The 21,249-nt window shown below is 38.5% G+C and carries 16 protein-coding genes; 6 read left to right on the forward strand and 10 right to left on the reverse strand.

Annotated features, from left to right (window positions below; all coding sequences use genetic code 11):
- Positions 1-24 precede the first annotated feature (24 nt).
- From DRF60_RS01460 to hflX, 7 genes are all read right to left on the reverse strand, one after another.
- Entirely contained in the window at positions 25-1,263 is a 1,239-nt protein-coding gene (locus DRF60_RS01460; RefSeq protein WP_116010343.1) for a hypothetical protein, read from the reverse strand.
- Positions 1,264-3,285, reverse strand: coding sequence for a hypothetical protein (locus DRF60_RS01465; protein WP_116010344.1), 2,022 nt, complete (start codon positions 3,283-3,285; stop codon positions 1,264-1,266).
- 16 nt (positions 3,286-3,301) lie between these two features.
- On the reverse strand, positions 3,302-3,970 hold the full coding sequence (locus tag DRF60_RS01470; protein WP_116010345.1) for a hypothetical protein: 669 nt from the start codon (positions 3,968-3,970) through the stop codon (positions 3,302-3,304).
- Between the two features lie 85 nt (positions 3,971-4,055).
- Positions 4,056-4,775 carry a DNA alkylation repair protein gene (locus DRF60_RS01475; RefSeq protein ID WP_116010346.1) on the reverse strand — a complete coding sequence of 240 codons (720 nt, stop codon included), beginning with the start codon at positions 4,773-4,775 and terminating at the stop codon, positions 4,056-4,058.
- Between the two features lie 61 nt (positions 4,776-4,836).
- On the reverse strand, positions 4,837-6,123 hold the full coding sequence (locus DRF60_RS01480; RefSeq protein WP_116010347.1) for a cation:proton antiporter: 1,287 nt from the start codon (positions 6,121-6,123) through the stop codon (positions 4,837-4,839).
- Positions 6,124-6,143: 20 nt separating this feature from the next.
- Complete coding sequence (locus DRF60_RS01485; RefSeq protein ID WP_116010348.1) at positions 6,144-6,773, reverse strand: DUF4919 domain-containing protein; 630 nt, start codon at positions 6,771-6,773, stop codon at positions 6,144-6,146.
- Positions 6,773-7,999: a GTPase HflX gene (gene hflX / locus DRF60_RS01490; RefSeq protein ID WP_116010349.1), complete on the reverse strand. Its 1,227-nt coding sequence runs from the start codon at positions 7,997-7,999 to the stop codon at positions 6,773-6,775. Before hflX ends, DRF60_RS01485 begins: the two co-directional genes overlap by 1 nt.
- Positions 8,000-8,203: 204 nt before the next feature.
- Between hflX and DRF60_RS01495 the strand changes: the two genes are divergently transcribed.
- The 4 genes from DRF60_RS01495 to DRF60_RS01510 all read left to right on the forward strand — a co-directional run bounded on the left by DRF60_RS01495 (position 8,204) and on the right by DRF60_RS01510 (position 12,539).
- The gene (locus tag DRF60_RS01495; protein WP_238639949.1) at positions 8,204-8,911 is read left to right on the forward strand and encodes a LytR/AlgR family response regulator transcription factor; all 708 of its coding nucleotides are present in this window, start codon (positions 8,204-8,206) and stop codon (positions 8,909-8,911) included.
- A 162-nt stretch (positions 8,912-9,073) separates the two neighbouring features.
- Positions 9,074-9,556, forward strand: coding sequence for a T9SS type A sorting domain-containing protein (locus DRF60_RS01500; RefSeq protein ID WP_116010350.1), 483 nt, complete (start codon positions 9,074-9,076; stop codon positions 9,554-9,556).
- 4 nt (positions 9,557-9,560) lie between these two features.
- Positions 9,561-12,107 (forward strand): beta strand repeat-containing protein, encoded by a 2,547-nt coding sequence (locus tag DRF60_RS01505; RefSeq protein WP_116010351.1) that lies wholly within the window; start codon positions 9,561-9,563, stop codon positions 12,105-12,107.
- A 6-nt stretch (positions 12,108-12,113) separates the two neighbouring features.
- Positions 12,114-12,539: a hypothetical protein gene (locus DRF60_RS01510; RefSeq protein ID WP_116010352.1), complete on the forward strand. Its 426-nt coding sequence runs from the start codon at positions 12,114-12,116 to the stop codon at positions 12,537-12,539.
- A gap of 108 nt (positions 12,540-12,647) precedes the next feature.
- On the opposite strand, the gene DRF60_RS01515 is transcribed toward DRF60_RS01510, so the two are convergent.
- Positions 12,648-13,082, reverse strand: a complete 435-nt coding sequence (locus tag DRF60_RS01515) for an META domain-containing protein (RefSeq protein ID WP_116010353.1) — start codon at positions 13,080-13,082, stop codon at positions 12,648-12,650.
- 86 nt (positions 13,083-13,168) lie between these two features.
- On the opposite strand from DRF60_RS01515, the gene DRF60_RS01520 reads away from it, so the two are divergent.
- Together DRF60_RS01520 and DRF60_RS01525 are read left to right on the forward strand one after the other, a co-directional pair.
- Positions 13,169-15,379, forward strand: a complete 2,211-nt coding sequence (locus DRF60_RS01520) for a S46 family peptidase (protein ID WP_116010354.1) — start codon at positions 13,169-13,171, stop codon at positions 15,377-15,379.
- A 74-nt stretch (positions 15,380-15,453) separates the two neighbouring features.
- A complete protein-coding gene (locus tag DRF60_RS01525; RefSeq protein WP_116010355.1) occupies positions 15,454-15,927 on the forward strand; it encodes a YdeI/OmpD-associated family protein in 474 nt (157 codons plus the stop codon).
- Between the two features lie 67 nt (positions 15,928-15,994).
- Here DRF60_RS01525 and DRF60_RS01530 read toward each other — a convergent pair whose 3' ends face one another.
- Positions 15,995-19,096, reverse strand: a complete 3,102-nt coding sequence (locus tag DRF60_RS01530; protein WP_116010356.1) for a non-ribosomal peptide synthetase family protein — start codon at positions 19,094-19,096, stop codon at positions 15,995-15,997.
- A 427-nt stretch (positions 19,097-19,523) separates the two neighbouring features.
- On the reverse strand, positions 19,524-21,059 hold the full coding sequence (locus DRF60_RS01535) for a YifB family Mg chelatase-like AAA ATPase (protein ID WP_116010357.1): 1,536 nt from the start codon (positions 21,057-21,059) through the stop codon (positions 19,524-19,526).
- Positions 21,060-21,249 lie beyond the last annotated feature (190 nt).

Consider the following 21,249-nt stretch of genomic DNA (forward strand, 5'->3'; position numbering starts at 1 on the left):
CAGTTTTTTAGGATTACGGAGCTTTTACCATCTTAAAATTAAAGGTAATTCACCTTTCTTCGCTTTGATCTTCACCCAATAGTTCTGGGCTTTATTCCCATAAAATATATACTCTATATCGGTAAGCAACTTTTTCTCTGCCGGTGATAAAATACTTAATGAAGAGATCAGCATCGGGTTGTTTCTGACGAAGATATAGTTTTCTTTGAGCTTTGGGGATAACATGATTGGGTTTCTAGTAGATTTTATAACAAATCCGCCATTATTCTTCTGTATATGATTAGGCAGAAAAGGGATCGCAGTGAATTGATCCTTAGCATTAATCCATTTTTTTCGTTGAAAATATTCTCTTGTTTTTTCAGGAGCCGGACTTTGAAGATCAATGACATAGTTGGGCTGAATAATTTTCTGAAAGGTCTTTTTCTCTATTTCATTAAAATTATCATCGTAACCGTAACTGATGATGGTATCATTCACCTGCTCAAGATCAGCGGTTGCTTTAAAATAGCTGATTTGGACAGAATCCGCGAGGGTTTTATCAAAAAACCGGGTATAATTCTTGACATTCTGAGCATCCAGCTCAACCTCTAAAAAGTGGCTTTTCCTCTGAATATCAGCTACAATGGAAGCTAAAGACCCTATTTTTGATATATTTTTTACTTCAATTTCATCCGCTTTCAATTCAATAGTAAAATTCTGAATCTTCTTTCCGGAAATAAAAGAGATACTTCCTAAAGAGTTATTGATAAACCGGTCTGCATTCAGGAACTTTTTTTCAGAAGATAGAAAAAGCTGTTGGTTAATGTTCCCAAAAGCTGAAGCAGAAGTTCCAATGATTACATTTTCACCTTCAATTTTAACGAATATCTGATCTTTCTGGAATACGTTTTTTCCTTTATTAACAAATTGAAGGCTCTTTAAATAAGCTGAGAATTTTTGCAGGTCTTCTAATTCAACCACGCTGTACCATTCTGAAAATTTATTGCCTTTGATATGGAATATCTGTACAAAATCCGGGATTTTGATTCCTGAATTTTTTAATGGAATCGTTTTTTTATCTTTCGTTTTATTTTCTATCCATTTTGAGGGATGGGCAATGAAACTTGAAATATATTGTCCCGTTAATTTTTTCACATCAATCAAAACAACGGCATCTGCATTTTCAGGAACAAATTTTAATGTTTTGTTTTTATAGAAAAAGACAAAATAGAACGCAGCAGCGAGTAAAAGAGTTAACGGGAGAATAATTTTTTTCTTATTCATTTACAGTATTTGAGTCTTTTTTTCCTCTTCATTAATTTTATAAATCTCATCAAACAGGTCAAAGAAATACATTAAGCTGTTTTCCGAAGAATTTTTAATGTTATAATCTATTTCTGTTTCTACGCTTTCTCCTTTCACCTCTGTTTTATAATACATTTCACCCACATTTTTTCTGAAAAAATCCAATGATTTTCTTTCGGAAGGAGTTTTAAATTCTTTTTCTAAGCCTATTAAAAGTTTCTGAATGTCCAACCTTCCGGATAATGGGTATTTAGATGAATCTTTCGCCCACTGTTTAGAAACATCAGACTGACTTTGAGGGTTGATATTGTCTGTAGAACTAGTCAGGTAAACGATACCGTCTTTTACCGTCATGTACAGCTGATCCATGTATCCGCCTCCTTTTTCATCTTTAAATGAGTAAAAGTTTCCGATTTTTGAGAATTTCTTAGACAAATGTTTATTGGTAGCCATTACATTGAAAACACGGCTCCAATAGCCTTCATTTTCTGTGGCAAAAGCAAACGTAAAATTGGGAACAGCTACATCTTTGGTTTTCTTAACTTCTTTTTCATTGTAGTCATCATCATATTCGTAATCTGTATACTCTACTTTTTTGGACTTTAATTCGTTCAAAACAAAGATTCCGTTACCCGGGGCTATTTTGGTGATGGCCTCTTCATCCAGAACAATTTTCATAGTTTCCATCATTAGCTCCATTTCTTTTTTATATTCGCCATCTCCTGTGTCCTGAAGAAGGTCGTACATCAAGTCAAAAGATTTGGCTCCGTTGACATTTATAACGTAATAACCGATACTTTTTTCGTTGATCAACGCTGCCAGCTTTTTGTTTTTCTTACCTTTATAAACGGATGAAATCGTCTTCTGGATTTCCGGATTTTTATGCTGATAGTTATTCACCAGCTTTACTTTATCCTTATCAAAATATAAATTATAGTATGAACTTGATTCGTATGCATTTCTCAAAAACTGACCCAATTCAAAACGTTTCATCATTTTGCCATAGATGCCGTCATTGACCATTTTTCCGTAATCAGTATAAACATAAGCATCCGAATTAGGATCTCTGAATGTAAGCATGGCTTTTGGAACTTCAATTTCTAAATTTGAGCTGAAATATTGGTCAAAACGGTCTTCCGCAAGTTTTTTCACTATTTTGAAGTTTTCAATACGTATAGAATCCAGCTCTTTCTGGTATGCCGTATCTATTTCAGCTTCTGCATATTCTTCCTCTCTGGGATAAACTTCTTCAGCTTCACCTTCAGAATGCTGGGTATCCACATTTTCCTTCGGATATTTGTGATTTTTTTCCAGATACTTGATATCTTTATGAATTCTGGTAATCTCCTTGTTATTTTCTCTGATGTTGTCTTTTAAATATTTAATTTCCTCCTTCAGGTTTATTATTTCCTCCTTATAATCAAAAGGCATTTCCGGTTCTACGGCATAAGCACTGTCCACAGCAACAGCCACACTGTCTGCAACGGTTACAGTACTGTCTATAACAGCTTCCGACCAGATGTCTTTATAGGGCTTGGTATAGTTTACCATGCTCAAAACAGCACGGTCATTATTCCACGCAACAAAGATATTATCATCTATATCCACGTAAGAATAATTGTTTTTCTTAGAAATTTCCAATCCTTTTTTCTTTGTAGAATTAATAAATTCCTGGAACTTTTCTTTGTTATCTACAATAAAATGAGTCGTATACGTCTGTATCGAATCATTAAAACTGGCATAATGATATTGGGTAGCATCATACTTAATTCCCGTCTTGGAATAATCATTCCATGAGGATTTTTCTTTACTTTTCTTGCTTAATTCATGCAATAAAGGATTAAGCTTTTGCCAGTTGATTTTTTGGTTCAGCTGTTTCCCGTTGATTTCCATATAAAATATAGCATCACTGGGAAGTTTCATACTTTTTTGTGCAAAAACGAGCATAAAACCAAAAAGTACGAAAGTAATTATTTGTGTTTTTAATAATATAGATTTCATGGTTAAATGTTAAAGTTTATTGAAATAATATTGTGTTTTGTAATTGTTTCTTTTGAAAAATCAGTTCTAAAATATCCGCTTCCAGCTTTACCGCTTTTTTATTCGGAGCCAGTAGATAAGCACTATTAGTCTGAGATTTTACGGTATTCTCAAACTGCATTACAGAGGTATACCTGGCATTATTGAAAATCTCCTTATCTGCCTTCCCCATTTTGTCGTAATCCGCTTTGAAAGTATTGACTTTGTTTCTGACCAATGATTTTTTCTGAAGATTCTGACTGTAAATTTGTGTAGGAATCATTTTCCCAAGTATATTTTTGGCTTTCAGCTGCTCCAGTCCGGCATTGATATTTTCAATCTTTTTAAAATGACAGCTCAGCTTGATGATGTAATTATCAAAATCCATTGAAGTTTTTACGTTGCTGATTCCCGGAGTTGCTTTAAAAATCCTGGCAGCCTCACTGATTTTATTCTCAATTTCACCTTTTTTGGGAACTTTCTTTCCGTTAATCGTCTCCATTTTAGAAATGGAAGCCAGCCTTGTTTTGCTTTTACTGGCATTAAGAATAATGGTATATTCTCCTGTTCCGTCGGCTTTAACATTCACTTTGTCCAAAATATCAAAACAGCTGGTCAGTAATAATAAAGGAATAAGCAGTAAAAAAAGCTTCAGAAGATTTTTCATAATTGAGTTTTAAAACACAAAATTACTTAATTCCGTTTGAAAATACTTTATGGACTCTGTTATTTCACTGAAAACAGTCATTTTTTCAAATTCTGCCTTTCAGATAATCCTGTCTCACTTCCTCATCCAACTTTTCAATGGCATATCTCAGACAGGTTCTGGGCATCTCCTGATAATGCTTATTCAGAAAGCTAATGAGCTCGGTTTCGTTTTTCTGTCCCATTTCCCTAAGCAGCCACCCGTTGGCTTTATGCATGAGATCATGAGTATGTTTCAGGTTTTTGGTCACAAATTCTTTAGTCAGCTCAAAAGATCCCTTTTTTACATAATACATTGTACCAACCACAGCAATTCTCTTATGCCACATTTCTTCAGAATCCGAAAGGCTTCTCAACAGCTCTTCCTTTCCGCTTTCAAAAGCATATCTTCCTAAAATCTTGTAGCAGCTTGAATCTACCAAATCCCAGTTATTAACATACTGAAGATGATCCAGATAAAACTGGATGATCTCTTCTTTCACAGTCTTATCCTTGGTTTTTTCAAATTTAGATATCAGTATAAAGATCGCAGTTAGCCTGTGTTCATGATATTTTGAGGATAACAGGACACTGAGATCCTGCAGGCTTATCTTTGAATAATATTCTTTAGCAACAGATCTCTGGTCCGGAACTTTCACGCCTAAAAACAGGTCTCCTTCTCCATATTCTCCTTTTCCTGTTTTGAAGAACTTCGGAAAGAATTCTGCTTTTTCAGGAATGGACAAAACCGCTAACGCTTCTTGTATTTCTTTGATTATATTGCTCATGTAGTTTATCTCATTGACTTTATGATCTAATTAATGATAAAAAATTATAGATTGTTTACAATCAAGCATGTTCATCCTCCACAATAATTTCCTGCGCTTCCTCTTCTTTTGCAATGGCTTTCGGATTGGCTACTTTTGCAATAGTAAGACCCTGAACGACAATTGAGAATACAACTACACAGTAAGTGATACTTAAGATAATTGCACTGTATTCGCTTTTAGGAATAGACATAGCTAACGCTATAGAAACTCCGCCGCGGATTCCTCCCCAGACGAGAACTTTTACCGTTTGCGGGCTAAATCTTGTTCGCAGAGACATAAATTTCGTAGGTACCCAGATCGAAATAAAACGGGCAATTAAAACTACTGCAACAGCCAATAAACCAGGAACCATAAAGTACTTTAAATCCTTGATCATCAACAGTTCAAAACCGATAAACAAGAATAAAACAGCATTAAGAATTTCATCGATCAGCTCCCAGAATTTGATGAGGTAATCCTGAGTAATGGACTTCATTTTGAACCTTACGTTAAAATTACCCATGAATAAACCTGCAGCAACCATCGTCAGAGGTCCTGAAATATGCATCTGCCTTGCAACAAGATATCCTCCCATTACCACGGAAAGTGTTACCAAAACAGAAATAATATAGTCATCCACCTCACGCATCAGCCTGGAAGTGACCCATCCCAATAAAACACCGAGGAGAATTCCTCCGCCGGCTTCTTTCATCAGAAGCAATCCGATACTTTCAATACCCAGATCCACTTCTTTCCCGATGGCAAGCTGCATAACGACTGTAAATACCACTACGGCCATACCATCATTGAAAAGAGATTCTCCAGCCACTTTGGTTTCAAGTGATTTAGAAACATTGGCCTGTTTCAGGATACTTAAAACAGCCACCGGATCAGTAGGCGAAATAAGTGCCCCAAAAAGCAGACAGTAGATAAACGGGAGATGAATTCCTAAAAAAGGCAGCAGGTAAAACATTCCGAATCCCACTACAAATGTGGAAATAACCACTCCGGCTGTGGAAAATATCAGGACCGGCCTGAACTGCTCTTTGAGATCATTGATATTAATATGGATCCCTCCCGCAAAGAGAAGGAAATTAAGCATTGCCCCCATCAGAACTTCTGTAAAATCTATACTGTTCATTAACTTATTAAGATGCCCAAAAGTTCTCGGAAGCACTGTTTCTCCAAATATTACCAAAAAAATAGAAACCACGATGGCAATCACCATAATCCCGATGGTACTGGGAAGTTTCAGAAATCTGTAATTGAGATAGGCAAAAATTGATGCTAATACTATTAAGGCTGAAAATGAATAATATAACTCCACTAAGTGTTTTTTAATTAATTTTATAGGTCTGAATAAAGTATTTTAATATACAGCCTGTGCCCGTCCTTTTCCCAGATATCAATCATCCCGTCTTTGCCAGGCTGCGATCCCCTTACATAATCTTTCCCGATATTCAGGATATTTAGCAGGATGTATTCATCTCCTACAGAATTGACTAAATAGGCTGTTTTTTCAGAGTTTCCGTTACCGGAATTCTTTATCCCTTCGGTAAGCAAACGGAACTGGTTCAGATGATGCATAAAATTGCTTCCGTCTTTCCGGGAATCATAGGCCCTTAGAAGAACAAGAAGTATATCCAGATTAGTAGGATCTTTGCCATAAAGAACTTTACCCAGCCTGATGCATTCTTCGAAATTACCCTGCTTAAAAGCCTCCGTCAGATTCTTGAAGCTTTCATCAATCGCTGAAACCTTATCATTTCTGAAATTCCGACCATAGTAAAGGTATTGGGCCTCAACACTATCCAAGGATTTAGGATATCCTTTGTATTTAAAAATCAGCTTCTCATAATTATAGGGAGAATCAGGGTTTTTAAGGTTTTTCTCAATATTTTTCAAATCAACCTTTGACTTCTGGCTGAAACCGAAAACCGAAAGGAAAACCAATAACAGGAAAAATTGATATTTCATTAATCGTTGTTTTCTTCTTCCTCATCATTATCGAAATATTCAAAAAGGAAATCATTGTAAGGGAATCTGGAGATATGTATCTTCATTACCTCATCGTAGATCATTTTCTTCATTTCCGGGAAATTTTCTTTCGTCAGCGCAGAAATAAATACTGTCGGATATTTAGATTTAGCCATCCATGTTTTTTTCCACTCCTCCAGAGAAATGTTCCTTTTTGTAGACGGTGTAAGATCATCATCATCCTTCTTATCGTAACTGAAATCATCAATTTTATTAAAAACCATGATCATCGGTTTCTGATGAGCATTAATTTCCATTAACGTCTGATTAACAGATTCTACCTGATCTTCAAAGCTTTCATGGGAAATATCCACCACATGAATAAGCAAATCCGCCTCACGAACCTCATCCAGCGTAGATTTAAAAGATTCTACAAGCTGTGTCGGAAGCTTCCTGATGAATCCTACCGTATCGGTAAGCAAAAACGGTAAATTACCAATAACCACCTTTCTTACCGTTGTGTCTAAGGTTGCAAACAATTTATTTTCTGCAAAAACCTCAGATTTGGAAAGTGCATTCATCAGCGTAGATTTCCCAACGTTGGTATATCCCACCAAAGCGGCACGTACTACTTTCCCACGGTTGTTACGTTGGGTGGCCATCTGTCTGTCGATGGTTTTCAGTTTGTCTTTTAACAGGGAAATCCTGTCACGGATGATACGGCGGTCAGTTTCAATCTCTGTTTCGCCGGGACCTCTCATCCCGATTCCCCCTTTCTGGCGTTCAAGGTGAGTCCACATTCTTGTCAGACGTGGTAAAAGATATTGATATTGTGCCAATTCTACCTGGGTTCTTGCATAGGAAGTCTGTGCTCTCTGTGCAAAAATATCAAGAATAAGATTGGTTCTGTCCAGAATTTTCACTTCTATTTCTCTTTCGAGATTTTTAAGCTGGGAAGGAGAAAGCTCATCATCGAAAATAATGGTTCCGATTTCATTTTCCTTTACATATTCTTTTATTTCCTGGGCCTTTCCGCTTCCAATAAAAGTTTTGGAATCCGGCTGAGTTAATTTCTGAGTAAATCGTTTTTGAACCGTTGCCCCTGCTGTGAAGGCTAAAAACTCAAGTTCATCCATATATTCCGTTAGCTTGTCTTCATCCTGATTTTGGGTAATAACCCCTACCAAAACTGCTCTTTCGTAATTATGTTGTTTTTTATCTAGCATTAATTTCTGTCTATGTTTGTGATTTCCACAAGATACCAATTTTCAGGAAAAAAAACAAAATCATTTTTTAATTTCCCTTTATTTTTTAATGTAATTTAAGTTTACAATATCTTTCATTTATAAAAAATTAATACCTTTATGACGCAGATTTGTAATTAATAAACATTTAAAATTACAAATACTGCAAAAACTAACACTAAGATCATGAATTCCCATATTAAATGTATGATTATTGATGACGATGAACTGGACAGGCTGGTTCTTCAGCACCATATCAGGCAGTACGATAATATAGAGATTATTGCATCTTTTAACTCGGCGGAAAAGGCAGCTCCTTACCTGGAATACCCAATTGATCTGTTGATCTGCGAAACTAGACTTAGCGGAATGAGCGGATTGGAATTCAGGAAAATTGCTTATAAAATTCCTGCCTGCATCTTCGTAAGCTCCCAACCGGAGCTCGCAGCAGAAGCATTTGAAATTGATGCACTAGATTTTGTCACAAAACCCATTAAAGCAGAGCGTTTCCAACATTCTATAGAAAAAGTCTTCAATTTTTTTGAAATGAAAAAAAAATGCGAATGCTTCGATGCCCTTCTCGGTGAAAACTGTATTAAAATAAAAGAAAACGGTAACATTTCTCAAATCAGACTTACCGATATTCTTTATCTTGAAGCTTTAAAAGATTATACCCGGCTTGTCACACATGAAAAGAAGCACTGCGTTCTGGATTCCTTGGGAAATCTTCTTCATAAAAGCTTTTTTGATTCTTTTATAAGAATACATCGCAGCTATGCCGTACCCCGCCATTTCATCCGCGGAAAAAGCAGCCATGAGATAGAACTGATCCATCAGATCAGGCTTCCCATTGGTAGAACTTACAAAGAAAGCCTGTCCTTCCTCAACCCTTAAAAGCTGAATATCAACATTTTTATCGTAAAATGCCGTTGGTCGATTTTTTTTACCGTTAGTCTATTTTCCTTCAATCCGGTTGCGATATGTGGTAATTTAGTGTTCACAAATTTCTTTTTTGAAAACTTGGATAACCAATTATTAACCACAAAAATATTATACATGAAAAGAACATCTATTCACTGCTTCTTTCTCATTCCGCTCACCTTTTCCGTCAGTATTCTGAGTGCCCAATCGGCAGTTCTGGCCACGGGAACAAATGCATCAGGAGGCAACGGCTCGGTTTCTTACAGTGTAGGCCAGACAGCTTATCTGTATAAGGGAACCAATTCCCAGGTACTGGAAGGCGTACAGCAAGCCTATGAGATCACGACACTTTCTGCCAGTGAAACCACAACAAAGCAAGAAAGCATTCTACTCTATCCGAATCCGGCCAAAGATTATCTGTACATAGATTTTTCTTCTGTTCCATATAAAGGATCGGAATATCAGCTGTTCGACTCTCAGGGCAAACTGATCAAAAAGAACATGATCTCCCAGTCAAAGTCCGAACTGAACCTTTCATCTCTTCCTTCTGCGGTTTACATAATCAGGATCAACCAGAATGGAGAAAATCTAAAAACCTTTAAAGTCATAAAAAAATAACGCCATGAAAAAAATATTACTATCTCTGGGGATCATGCTAGGTCTCTTTCTCGGACACGCTCAGGTACCGGAAAAAATGAGCTATCAGGCCGTTATGAGAAACGGAGCAGGCCAGCTGCTGACCAATCAAAATATCGCTGTAAAAGTAAGTATAATCACAGGTTCTCTTATTGGGCCACTGGTCTATTCTGAAAGACTTACAGGAAGTACAAATGCCAACGGGCTGATTAGTCTGGAAATAGGAACAGGAACAGTGCTTTCCGGAACATTTTCAACAATCAACTGGTCTACAGGAAACTATTATTTAAAAACTGAAACCGACCCGGCCGGAGGTACCAATTATACAATAGCAGGAACAAGCCAGCTATTAAGCGTTCCTTATGCCATGTATGCTAAGTCTGCGGGCGGAACAGGTGGAAGCTTCACAATTCCGTACACCAATACGGTAAACAATGCTTCCTCTTTATTTTCACTGACCAATGATGGAGACGGGACCTCTGTAGAAGCGATAAATACTACAACGACTTCCAACATTGCCTCATTACGGGGTATTGTAAACAACGTGGCACCAGGAGGTTTTTCCAGTGGTGTCCGTGGTATCAATAACGGAACAGGAGGTCTCGGTGTTGGTGTATGGGGGAGCCAGAACGGTAGCGGATGGGGTGTTTATGGCGTTACTCCCAACGGTCTTGGAGTTTATGGAAACTCATCGGCCGCAGGAACAGGAGTATATGCCAACAGTAATACCGGAACAGGTCTTACCGCAACCAGTAACAACGGTATCGCGGCAAGTATATCTATTTTCAATAATGCCAATAACAATAACGTTCTGAATGCGAACACTCTTGGAAACGGAACGGTTCTTAATATTTCTTCTTCCGGCACCGGTGCAGGTGTTTTAAGTTCTACAGGAAGCGGTTTTGCAGTGCATGGTATTACTTCTGCACAGACTTCTGCAGGTATCATTGGTGATAATAATGGAGCCGGTGAAGCGGTAGTCGGCAGGACAACCAGTGATATTGCAGGGGCTGTAGTAGGTCGTAATGATGGTGGCGGATATGGGGTAAGAGGATTTGTAAGCGGCAATGCTACCGGAACTTCAATAGGGGTTTTGGGGCAGGTTGGACTTAATAGCGGAAAAGGACGCGCAGGAAGATTTGAAAACATTAACGCCACAAATGATTTTAATACTTTCGAGGTAAAAACCAACGGTAACGGGAATATTCCGAACAATACACAAGGTAATGCAGCTTCCTTCTTAGTTGACAATACAAACAGTGTAGGAGCGGCAGTAAGGGGTGAAGTAAATACTATTTTCGGCAACTTTGGAGCGGCAGGTATTTTTGGAATTTCTTCAGGAACAGGAGGACGTGCAGGGTTATTCTATGCATCAAATCCTTCGGGAAACGGAGCTGCATTAATTGCTTTGACTGATGGAAACGGAAATGCGATCACCGCCAATGCAGGTAAAGACGGAAACGGTGTTGAAACCAATATCGATGGTGCAGGAAATGCCCTGTATGCATGGGTTCCTACTTTTGCAACGGGGCGGGCGGGAAAGTTTAATATATTTAATAACGCCAATACAAGCGATGTAATAACGGCAACCACAGTAGGTAACGGTACTGCAGGAAATTTTAAGGTAGACAGGATAACAGGAACCTCAGCAGCCGTAAAAGGTGAAGTAAATTCACAGTTTGCCAATTTTGGCACTGCTGGAGTATATGGCCTTTCATCTGGCACCGGAGGATATGGAGGTTTGTTTTATTCCTCCAACGCGAGTGGTAACGGTCCTGCTTTATTGGCGCTTACGGAAGGTAATGGAAATGGCATTACCGCCAATGCAGGCGGCAACGGTGATGGTGTAGAGGCAACAGTGGACGGAACGGGATCGGCAATTTATGGCTGGGTGCCTAATTTTGGTACAGGTAAAGCGGGTAGATTTGCTAACTTTAATAATGCCAACGCCCAGCCTGTAGTCCATGTAACAACTACCGGCACCGGTTCTACCCTGCTTGTTAATCATCAGGGGCCATCAGGCAATATTTCCGTATATCAAAGCGCATCAGCAAACATGGCCCGTATCAATAAGGCGGGACGCGGATTCTTTAACGGAGGCACACAGAGCAGCGGAGCAGACGTTGCAGAAGTCTTTGATGTGGAGGGTAATATTTCTGAATATGAAACCGGAGATATTCTTGTGATCTCTACAAATACGGATCGAACTGTAGAAAGATCTTCGAAATCCTATTCTACTCTTGTAGCAGGAGTATATGCGACCAAACCGGGGGTATTGCTTACTGAAGAACATATAGATTCTGATATTTCCGGTAAAGTTCCTATGGGAGTTATCGGTGTCATTCCTACGAAGGTATGCCTGGAAGGCGGTAAAATTAAAAGGGGAGATCTTTTGGTAACCTCCTCAAAACCGGGAACCGCCATGAAAGCGAATCCTAAGAAAGTGAAAATAGGACAGGTGATCGGAAAAGCACTTCAGGACTATGACCAAACTTCAACTGGTAAAATTAAAGTATTGGTAAACATTAAATAAACTATCATGAAATCACTATATATCATTACATTTTTAGCATTAAGCGTATCCGTTTATGCTCAGGAAAACAAGAAAACTCCTGAATCTGAAGATCAGGCCCAGATCGTGAAACAGCTCAGAGAACGGGAAGCCCAGCTGGCAAAATCGTCTCAGGAAAATGCACCTAAAAAACAAAACGTAACCACACTGGCTTCAGAACAGGGTCTTGAAGTAAAAAAACAGGACACAAAAACTCAGGATTCCAATTTAAATAACACTTCAGGAAAACTGCTGCCCAATACAGCAACGTTAGCCGAAATAAAAGCTTCTATTCCCAACAGACAGGCATCCCGAACCAGTACAGCGAATTCCAGGAACACAAATAGCAATACCGTGGGTCTACCCAATACAGCAACATTAGAGGAAATAAAGAAAACAATTCCGAAAAACTAATAACCATAACCAGATTTAAAGTAAAAGTCCGCTCAGCGCGGACTTTTTATATTTTCATATTCGATGATTTACTTAAAAATTCAAGCTTTCTTAGCCCAAACAGTATTTTTAATCCCAATCCGCAGCTACGAATTTCATGGAGTTTCCACCGCCATCTGATAAGGTCAGAAAATGCCCTTCTATGGAATAATTGGTCATTTTATCAAATTTCTGGATAAAAACGTTTTCCAGTTCCATATTCTGACAGGTTTTCAATGTGCTCCCTACTCCTGAGATCTTTACTTTTCCGTTGGTTTTAAATTCGGAAGTAAAAAACATACTGTTGCATCCCATGTGGGCTCCACCCTTAATTTTCCCTTTTTCCATTATGCCTGTGAGGTTGATTTCCGCCTTATTTTTCACCAATTCCTCTTTAGAAAATTTATCAAAAGAAACAAGCATCCACTGTCTTTGAAGGCTTGGATTTTTTTCAGGGACTGAAGAGCAGCTGACCACAACCCCGAGAAGTAAAACTGCAAAAAATGATACAAGTATTTTTTTCATGGGGATTATCCTTCCATTTTCATACCATTCCGGGACAGAATATCGTAAAAATTAGTAAATTAGCGACACAAAAATTATTTTATAAAATGAAAAGACTATTTCTACTGTTCACTTTCTTATTGGGCTTTGCTCAGATGAGGGCGGATGAGGGGATGTGGCTGTTAATGCTCATCAAAAGACTTAACGGGGTCGACATGCAAAAAGAGGGACTGCATTTGACGCCTGAAGAAATTTATTCAGTAAACAATTCAAGCTTAAAGGATGCTATCGTAAGCTTCGGAGGTTTTTGTACTGGGGAAATTGTTTCTGACAAAGGACTTATTTTCACGAACCACCACTGTGGTTACGGTGCTGTAGCTGCCGCTTCTACTCCGGAAAAAGATTATCTGAAAAACGGATTCTGGGCTATGAAGCAGAAGGACGAATTTAACGCAAAGGATCTTTATGTAAGATTTTTAGTTAGGATGGATGATGCTACGCAGAGAATCACTTCCAAGCTAAACAACAATATGACCGGAGCAGAGAGAAAAGCAGTTATTGATGCTGAAACAAAAGCAATCCAGACTGAAAACTCTGAAAACGGAAAATACACAGTAGTAGTAAAAGATTTCTTCAATGGAAATGAATTCTATTATTTTGTATACCAGGATTATAAAGATATCAGATTGGTAGGTGCACCACCTTCATCATTAGGTAAATTCGGAGGTGATACAGATAACTGGGAATGGCCAAGACATACTGCTGACTTCACGGTATTCAGAGTATATGGAGATGCAGCAGGAAATCCTGCAGAATATGCAACAGGAAATGTTCCTTTGAAGCCCAAGCACTTCCTTCCGGTTTCTCTTAAAGGAATTAAGCCTGGTGATTTCTCTATGATCTTAGGATATCCTGGAAGAACTAACCGTTACCTTACGTCTTACGGAATCCAGCAGATGGTAAATAAAGACTATCCGGCTTGGGTAGAAGCTTCAAAACTTGCTATGGATGTTATGAAAAAGTATATGGACAAGGATAAAGCGACTCAGCTTAACTATGCGTCTCAATATGCTTCTGTAGCTAACTACTGGAAAAACAGACAGGGAACTATCGATGCAGTAGATAAAAACGGAACGATCGCCGACAAACAAAAGATTGAAGATACTTACAGAAAATGGTCTGCAATGCCAGGAAACGCAGAATATGATGGTATTTTAGAAGATATCGGAGCTTATTACAAGCAGGTTTCTGACAGAAATGTTGAAAGAAACTATGCTTCTCAGTTCTCAAGAAATGCAAAGTATATCACTCTTGCTTTACAGGTAGGATCTGTTCTTAAAGCTTATGCTGCTCAGGATATGCAGGGAAGACTAGCGATGAAAGCTAAAACTGAAACTGCAATTAAAGAAGCTTATGAAAACTTCAATCCTTCTCTGGAGGGAGAAATGCTTGCTTCTATGGCTGGACTTTACCAATCAAGAGTGACCAATAAAGAGGTGGCATCTGCTACTATTTTAGGATTAGACTCTAAGACGCTGTCTAATGTAGCTTATTCTTCAATTTTTGCGAATAAGACTTCTGCTACGAACTTCTTATTAAACCCAGACGCATTGAAACTTGATGCTGATCCACTTTGGAAAATCGCAAACGGAATTGTTGCTGACCAGAAAATGAGCATGGAGAAGTATTCTAAAGTTGATGATAACTTCAACAAGAACAACCGTCTATTCTTAGCTGGATTAATGAAGGCTATGCCTGAGAAAAAATTCTATCCGGATGCTAACTCTACAATGAGATTAACTTACGGAACGGTAGATAAACTTCCTGTAAGAAATGACAGAAATTACTTCGGAGTTACGGACAATTATTATACTGATATGACCGGTCTTGTAGGAAAATATAAGAAAGGTGATGAAGAATTTGATCTTCCGCAAAGAGTAATTGACCTTTATAATCTTAAGGATTTCGGACAGTATGCTGATGCTGCAGGATATATGCCTGTAAACTTCCTTTCTAACAATGATATCACGGGTGGTAACTCCGGTTCTCCTGTTATTGACGGAGACGGAAACCTTATCGGTATCGCATTCGATGGAAACAGTGAAGCCTTAAGTGGTGACATTGTATTTGAACAGAACTGGCAGAAAACGATCAACGTAGATGTACGTTTCGTTCTTTGGACGATCGACAAATATGCAGGAGCAAGAAGATTAATCGACGAATTAAAGCTTGTAAGAGGAGAAAACACACCTCCTGATACAAAGTCTAAAAATTCAGGAACTACTCAGATGCCTAAGAAAGCAAAAAAGGTAAAATAATCTTTTCTGATAAATTTTTAAAACCGTGAACACAAATTCACGGTTTTTTTATTTTTGAGCTCTAAATCTTTGTGATGAAACAGAAAATAGAATTTACAGGAATTATAAAGCAAAATGGATCCATGAATGCCGCTTTTGTAGAGTTTCCTTTTTCTGCGGAAGAATTGTTCGGCAAAAAAGGACAGATCAAAATTAAAGCAACATTTGACAATAAGGTCGAATACCGTGGAAGCCTTGCTAAAATGAAATCTGACTGTCATATTTTAGGTTTGACCCAGGAAGTCCGAAAGCAGTTGGGGAAAACATTTGGTGATGAGATTGTTGTAAGCCTTATTGAAGATCAAGAGGAAAGAATTGTTGAAATTGCTGATGATATTACGGTTGTTTTTAAGGAAAACCCTGTAGCCAAATCCCTGTTTGACAAAATGAGCTATACACACAGAAAAGAATACATCCGCTGGATAGAGGAAGCCAAGAAACCGGAAACCAGGGAAAATAGAAAAATTAAGATGATAGAAATGATTTTAAATGGAAAGAAGGGTATATAAAATCCATAAATAACGCTTGTAAAGAAGCCGGGCATACATCCCGGCTCTATTATTTCAAAATTTATTCCTACACAGGAATTCCCAGATACTTCAGGTATGCATCCAGCATCTTCCTATCAAATAACGGCTCCTCAATACCAGAGCCTTCCAAAAACTGAATGACATTGGAACAGTCCCAGACATAGGTATTCTGATATAATTCCACTGTAGAAAGCCCTTCATGCATATTATCTTTAAACAGACTAGTGAGTGGATACAAACGGTTCCGGCTGTCATCTTCCCACTGTTTCCTCCATTCTTTGTAAGGAAGCCCTTCAAGGGTAAGCGGATAATACTTCTTCAGGAGTCCAAAGAAACTTTCAAGAGTAAGGTTAGTTTCCGGTCTTGCGATCAGATTGAACTTTTTACCAACCGCATCTTTATTTTTTGTGATGTGAGCCATAGATCTGGTCATATAGTCTACTGTGATTAGTCCTTCTCTTAATTCAGTGAGTAAGGGATATGATTTAAATTCGACACAGTTTTTCACAAGACCGGACCACCATTGATAGGGAGCACTGGCACCCGTTTCACTGTGGCACATGGCATAGCCAAGACGGTAAGTAATTAACGGAAGGCCTTCTTTAGCCGCAAGATCTGCAACCGCCTCCATTACCCATTTGCTTCTTACATACCCGATATCTTTACTTACGGACATCAGGTTCTGAGCAATATCATCACTTTCCATCATCACGGTTTTCCCGGTGAAAATATGTCCCCAACTGTAAACCGAAATGGTAGACAGCAGGGCAAGGCATTTGGTTCTTTCAGCACCGGCAAGTTTTATGATTTCTCTTAATCCTTCTACGTTCGGAGCTTTCATATAAGAATAGGGCTCTATAAAATTAACGGAGCTGCCAGAGTGGTAAATAAGATCCAGTATTCCTGCAAGTTTTTTGAACTGGTCTTCAGAAAACCCTAACAACGGAAGGGATAGATCTCCTATTACAGGAATGATTCTCGATTTCTGCTCTTCTTTTCTATCGATATGATACTGTTTGTAGCAGCGGTCAATTTTGTCCATTGCATGAAATTCATCCTGAGCCCTTACCAGACAATAAATATCAGCTGATGTGGTATCTAAAAGTTCCTGAAGCAGATGGATCCCGACAAATCCGGTAACCCCGGTCAGGAATATGGTTTTAGGATTTTCCAGTTGTTTGGGATCGAAACCACCTGCAAAAACAGTTCCCGGAGCGAGATAAACATCCTGCTGAAGAGCTACATAAGGCTCTACATCTTCTTTCGGAATGACTTCACGGGCTTCTTTGGCTCTGTTGATCAATTCATCGGCAAGCTGCTTGAGAACCGGAAATTGGTAAATATCCCTCATGTAAACCTTGGTATCCAATCTTGAATTCAAGGCAGTTGCAACTATGGCGACAAGGAGGGAGTTTCCACCGATATCAAAGAAATTATCCGTCATATTAATCACCGGACGTTCTAGTTCTTCGGCCCAAATATCTGCAATAATTCTTTCGGTTTCATTGGTAGGAGGTTCTGTAAACATCAGTTCTTTTGCCTCTCTGTCTGCCAATTCCTTTAGCAAATGAGTGTCTGTTTTTCCGTTGGCCGTAAGTGGTATTTTATCAATATTGATGATCTGAGCTGGAATCATATAGCCGGGCAGCTCTTCTTTCAGCTGCTGTCTTACCCATACAGTATCTGCTTTTTCACCGGGCTTTACCATGATAAAGGCTACAATATATTTATTATTTCCATGCTCTTTTGTAATGACTGCAGCTTCCTGTATTCCTTCCAAACGGGCAAGGCAGCGTTCAATTTCGCCCAATTCGACGCGGAAACCTCTAATTTTCACCTGATTGTCTATTCTTCCTAAAAATTCAATATCTCCATCTGACTTCCAACGGGCAAGATCACCAGTGCGGTAGAGTTTTTCGTTTTCCCTGAATGGACTGTTAATGAATTTTGAAGATGTGAGTTCTTCATTATTAAGATAACCCTTAGCCAAAAGATTCCCTCCTATATGCAGCTCTCCCACGGCACCTACCGGCAACAGTTCGCTGTTTTCTCCTAAAATGTAAGCCTGTGAATTGGCTATGGGCCTTCCGATTGAAGAAACATACTGTCCATTCATATCTTTAACTTTTTTGAAGGTGGCATAGACCGTGCATTCAGTGGGACCGTAATAATCAACTAACTCATAACTTAATTCGCTGGTAAGTACAGGTTTAAGCTTTTCTCCTGCTGTAAAGAGGTATTTAAGTTTAAGATCACTATACTTTCGTGTTTCTTCAACAACAGAGGGAGCAAGAACAGAAGGAGTAAATCCATGGGTGATCCGGTTTTTACGGTAAAAATTCACAATCTCGGAAGCTCCTACTCTATCTTCATTGGCTGCGATATAGATTACAGCACCAGCAATAAGTGCTGACCATGTTTCCCATACAGAGATGTCGAATGCCAATCCGGCAATAAGGGTAAGGTGTGATGTGTCATCAACATGAAAATACTGATTGTGCCATGTCACTAAATGCTGAATGCTATGATGGGAAACCATGACCCCTTTAGGATTTCCTGTTGAGCCGGATGTGTAAATGGTATAGGCTAATGCATTCTGAGATATAGTAATATCGGGTAGTTTGGTAGATAAATAGGACAGGCTTTCTGTATTATCCAGATAAAAAATTTCAGCATTAATTCCTTCTGTCAGTGAATTTCCCCGCTGAGTATCGGTAATAAGTATTCCCGCTGAGGTATCGGCAAGGATATATTCTACACGTTTTACAGGATAAGCAGGGTCTATAGGCACATAAGCTGCTCCTGTCTTTAAAACACCCAGAATGGCAATCAGCCACTCCAGCGAACGGTCCAGCCAAACAGGAACAAATATTCCTTCTTTTACTCCTTTTTCTAACAGTACATTAGCAAGCTGGCTACTTTTCTGATCAAGCTCACGGTAGCTGATACTGCTGTCCTGATAAACAGCTGCAAGATTTTCGGGGTGAAGGAGTGTCTGGTTTTTGAAAAGGGAGATCAGTGTTTCTTCTTTGTGGTAATCCCAATTTGTATTATTAAAATCGTTGAGAAGCTTTTCTCTGTCTTCAGGGGATAAAAGAACCTGTACACCTGCGGGCTGCCCCGATGGCATTGATATTGTATTTGGCATATTAGTTTTTGGTTTGTTTGGTGATAGTAGTTTCAGATGAACTGCATTATGGCAGAACTGTAGACGTTTATAAAAACAGCCTAGTACATGTAAACAGCAAAGAATAGTATACATTCTATGCGATCAGTAATCAGAATTGATTTGCTTAAGCCTTATCTGTTGATTTTTCTTTCATAATGTAATACTTTTAAAAATTTGACATTCAAATTTAACATAATATTTAAAGAGGAGAAATAAATAATCGTAAATTTTCTCCAAATTAGGATTTAAATATTGCCATATTATGTATAATTTAAATCAAAAATATAATAAAAATTAGATCAGATCAGGAAAACAGAAGAAATAGCATTCTCATGATTAACAAAAATGTAGGAAACATTAAATAAGTCAGAATGTATTTTACAAAATCATATTGAGAATTTCATAATTACACATTCCAAAATTCCCTGTCCAGGCTTCTGTATTGTATGGCTTCTGAAATATGATGGGATAATATATTTTCAGTTCCTTCCAGATCGGCTGCAGTTCTGGCCACTTTCAAGATACGATCATAAGCTCTTGCTGAAAGATTCAGCTTCTCCATAGCGAGCTTAATGAGGTGCAGGGATGCTTCATCCAAGCTGCAAAATGCTTCAATTTCCTTAGGACCAATCTGGGCATTATAACTGATATTGAGGTTTTTATAGCGTTCATTCTGAATATTACGTGCTTTAAGTACCCGTTCCCTGATATCTGAGCTTTTCTCGCCTTTTCTTTTTTCTGCCAGCTGTTCAAATTCAACTTTTTGAACTTCTATATGAATATCGATCCTGTCTAATAAGGGCCCTGAAAGTTTATTCATATACCGCTGCATTTCGTAAACGGATGAGGTATTACCCGGGTCGTCCGGGAAAAAACCGCTGGGACTTGGGTTCATAGAGGCTACCAGCATAAAGCTGGCAGGATAGTTCACGGTAAACCGGGCTCTGGAAATCGTTACTTCCCGATCTTCAAGAGGCTGTCTCATGACTTCTAAAACCGTTCTTTTAAACTCGGGCATCTCATCAAGAAATAGGACCCCGTTGTGTGCAAGTGATATTTCTCCAGGCTGGGGATAGCTTCCGCCACCTACCAACGCAACATCTGAAATAGTGTGATGCGGCGACCTAAAGGGCCTTACGGTCATAAGAGACGTTTCTGCTCCCATTTTACCGGCTACAGAATGTATTTTTGTTGTTTCTAAAGCTTCTTTCAGGGTTAATGGAGGAAGAATGCCCGGTACTCTTTTGGCAAGCATGGTCTTTCCACTTCCCGGAGGACCGATGAGAATGATATTGTGTCCACCTGCAGCGGCTATTTCCATAGCTCTTTTTGCTGTTTCCTGTCCTTTAACTTCAGAAAAATCAAATGGAAAATCATTCACTTTTTCCTGAAATTCTTTTCTGGTGTCCAGTATTACTCTTTCGATAGGTTTTCCTTCGTTAAAAAAATCAATTACTTCTTTGATATTTTCTACCCCATAAACCTCCAGATTATCTACAATGGCAGCTTCACGGGTATTTTGTATGGGAAGTATAATTCCTTTAAAACCTTCTTCCCTAGCCTGAATTGCTATTGGCAACACTCCTTTTATAGGCTGCAGGCTTCCATCCAGGGAAAGTTCACCCATAATAACATATTCATGGATATTTTCGGCAAGGATCTGATCTGAAGCGGCAAGAATTCCTATCGCAATGGAAAGGTCGTAAGCAGCACCTTCTTTCCGAAGATCTGCAGGCGCCATATTAATCGTAATTTTCTTACCGGGAATTTTGTACCCTACATTCTTCAGGGCCGCGGAGATTCTGTAGCTGCTTTCTTTAATAGCGTTATCGGGAAGCCCTACGAGATGGTACCCTACTCCTCCTGTGTCTACATTTACCTCGATAGTAATGGTTTGTGCAGCTACTCCGAAGATGGCACTTCCATAAATTTTAACTAACATGATTGGTGTTTTTTGTAAAAATAGGATATTTTTCAATCCAAATTTTAATCGGAGTTTATAAAAAGTAAAAGAAAACTACCTTTTTAGTTTTTGTATAAATAAAATTTTAAACCATCTAACGGACATCAATAAATATTAGCATAAAAAAACCGGCAATCGCTGAATTACATTCAATGGTCACCGGCTTTTG

The organism is Chryseobacterium elymi, assembly GCF_003385495.1.
GTDB classification, from domain to species: domain Bacteria; phylum Bacteroidota; class Bacteroidia; order Flavobacteriales; family Weeksellaceae; genus Chryseobacterium; species Chryseobacterium elymi.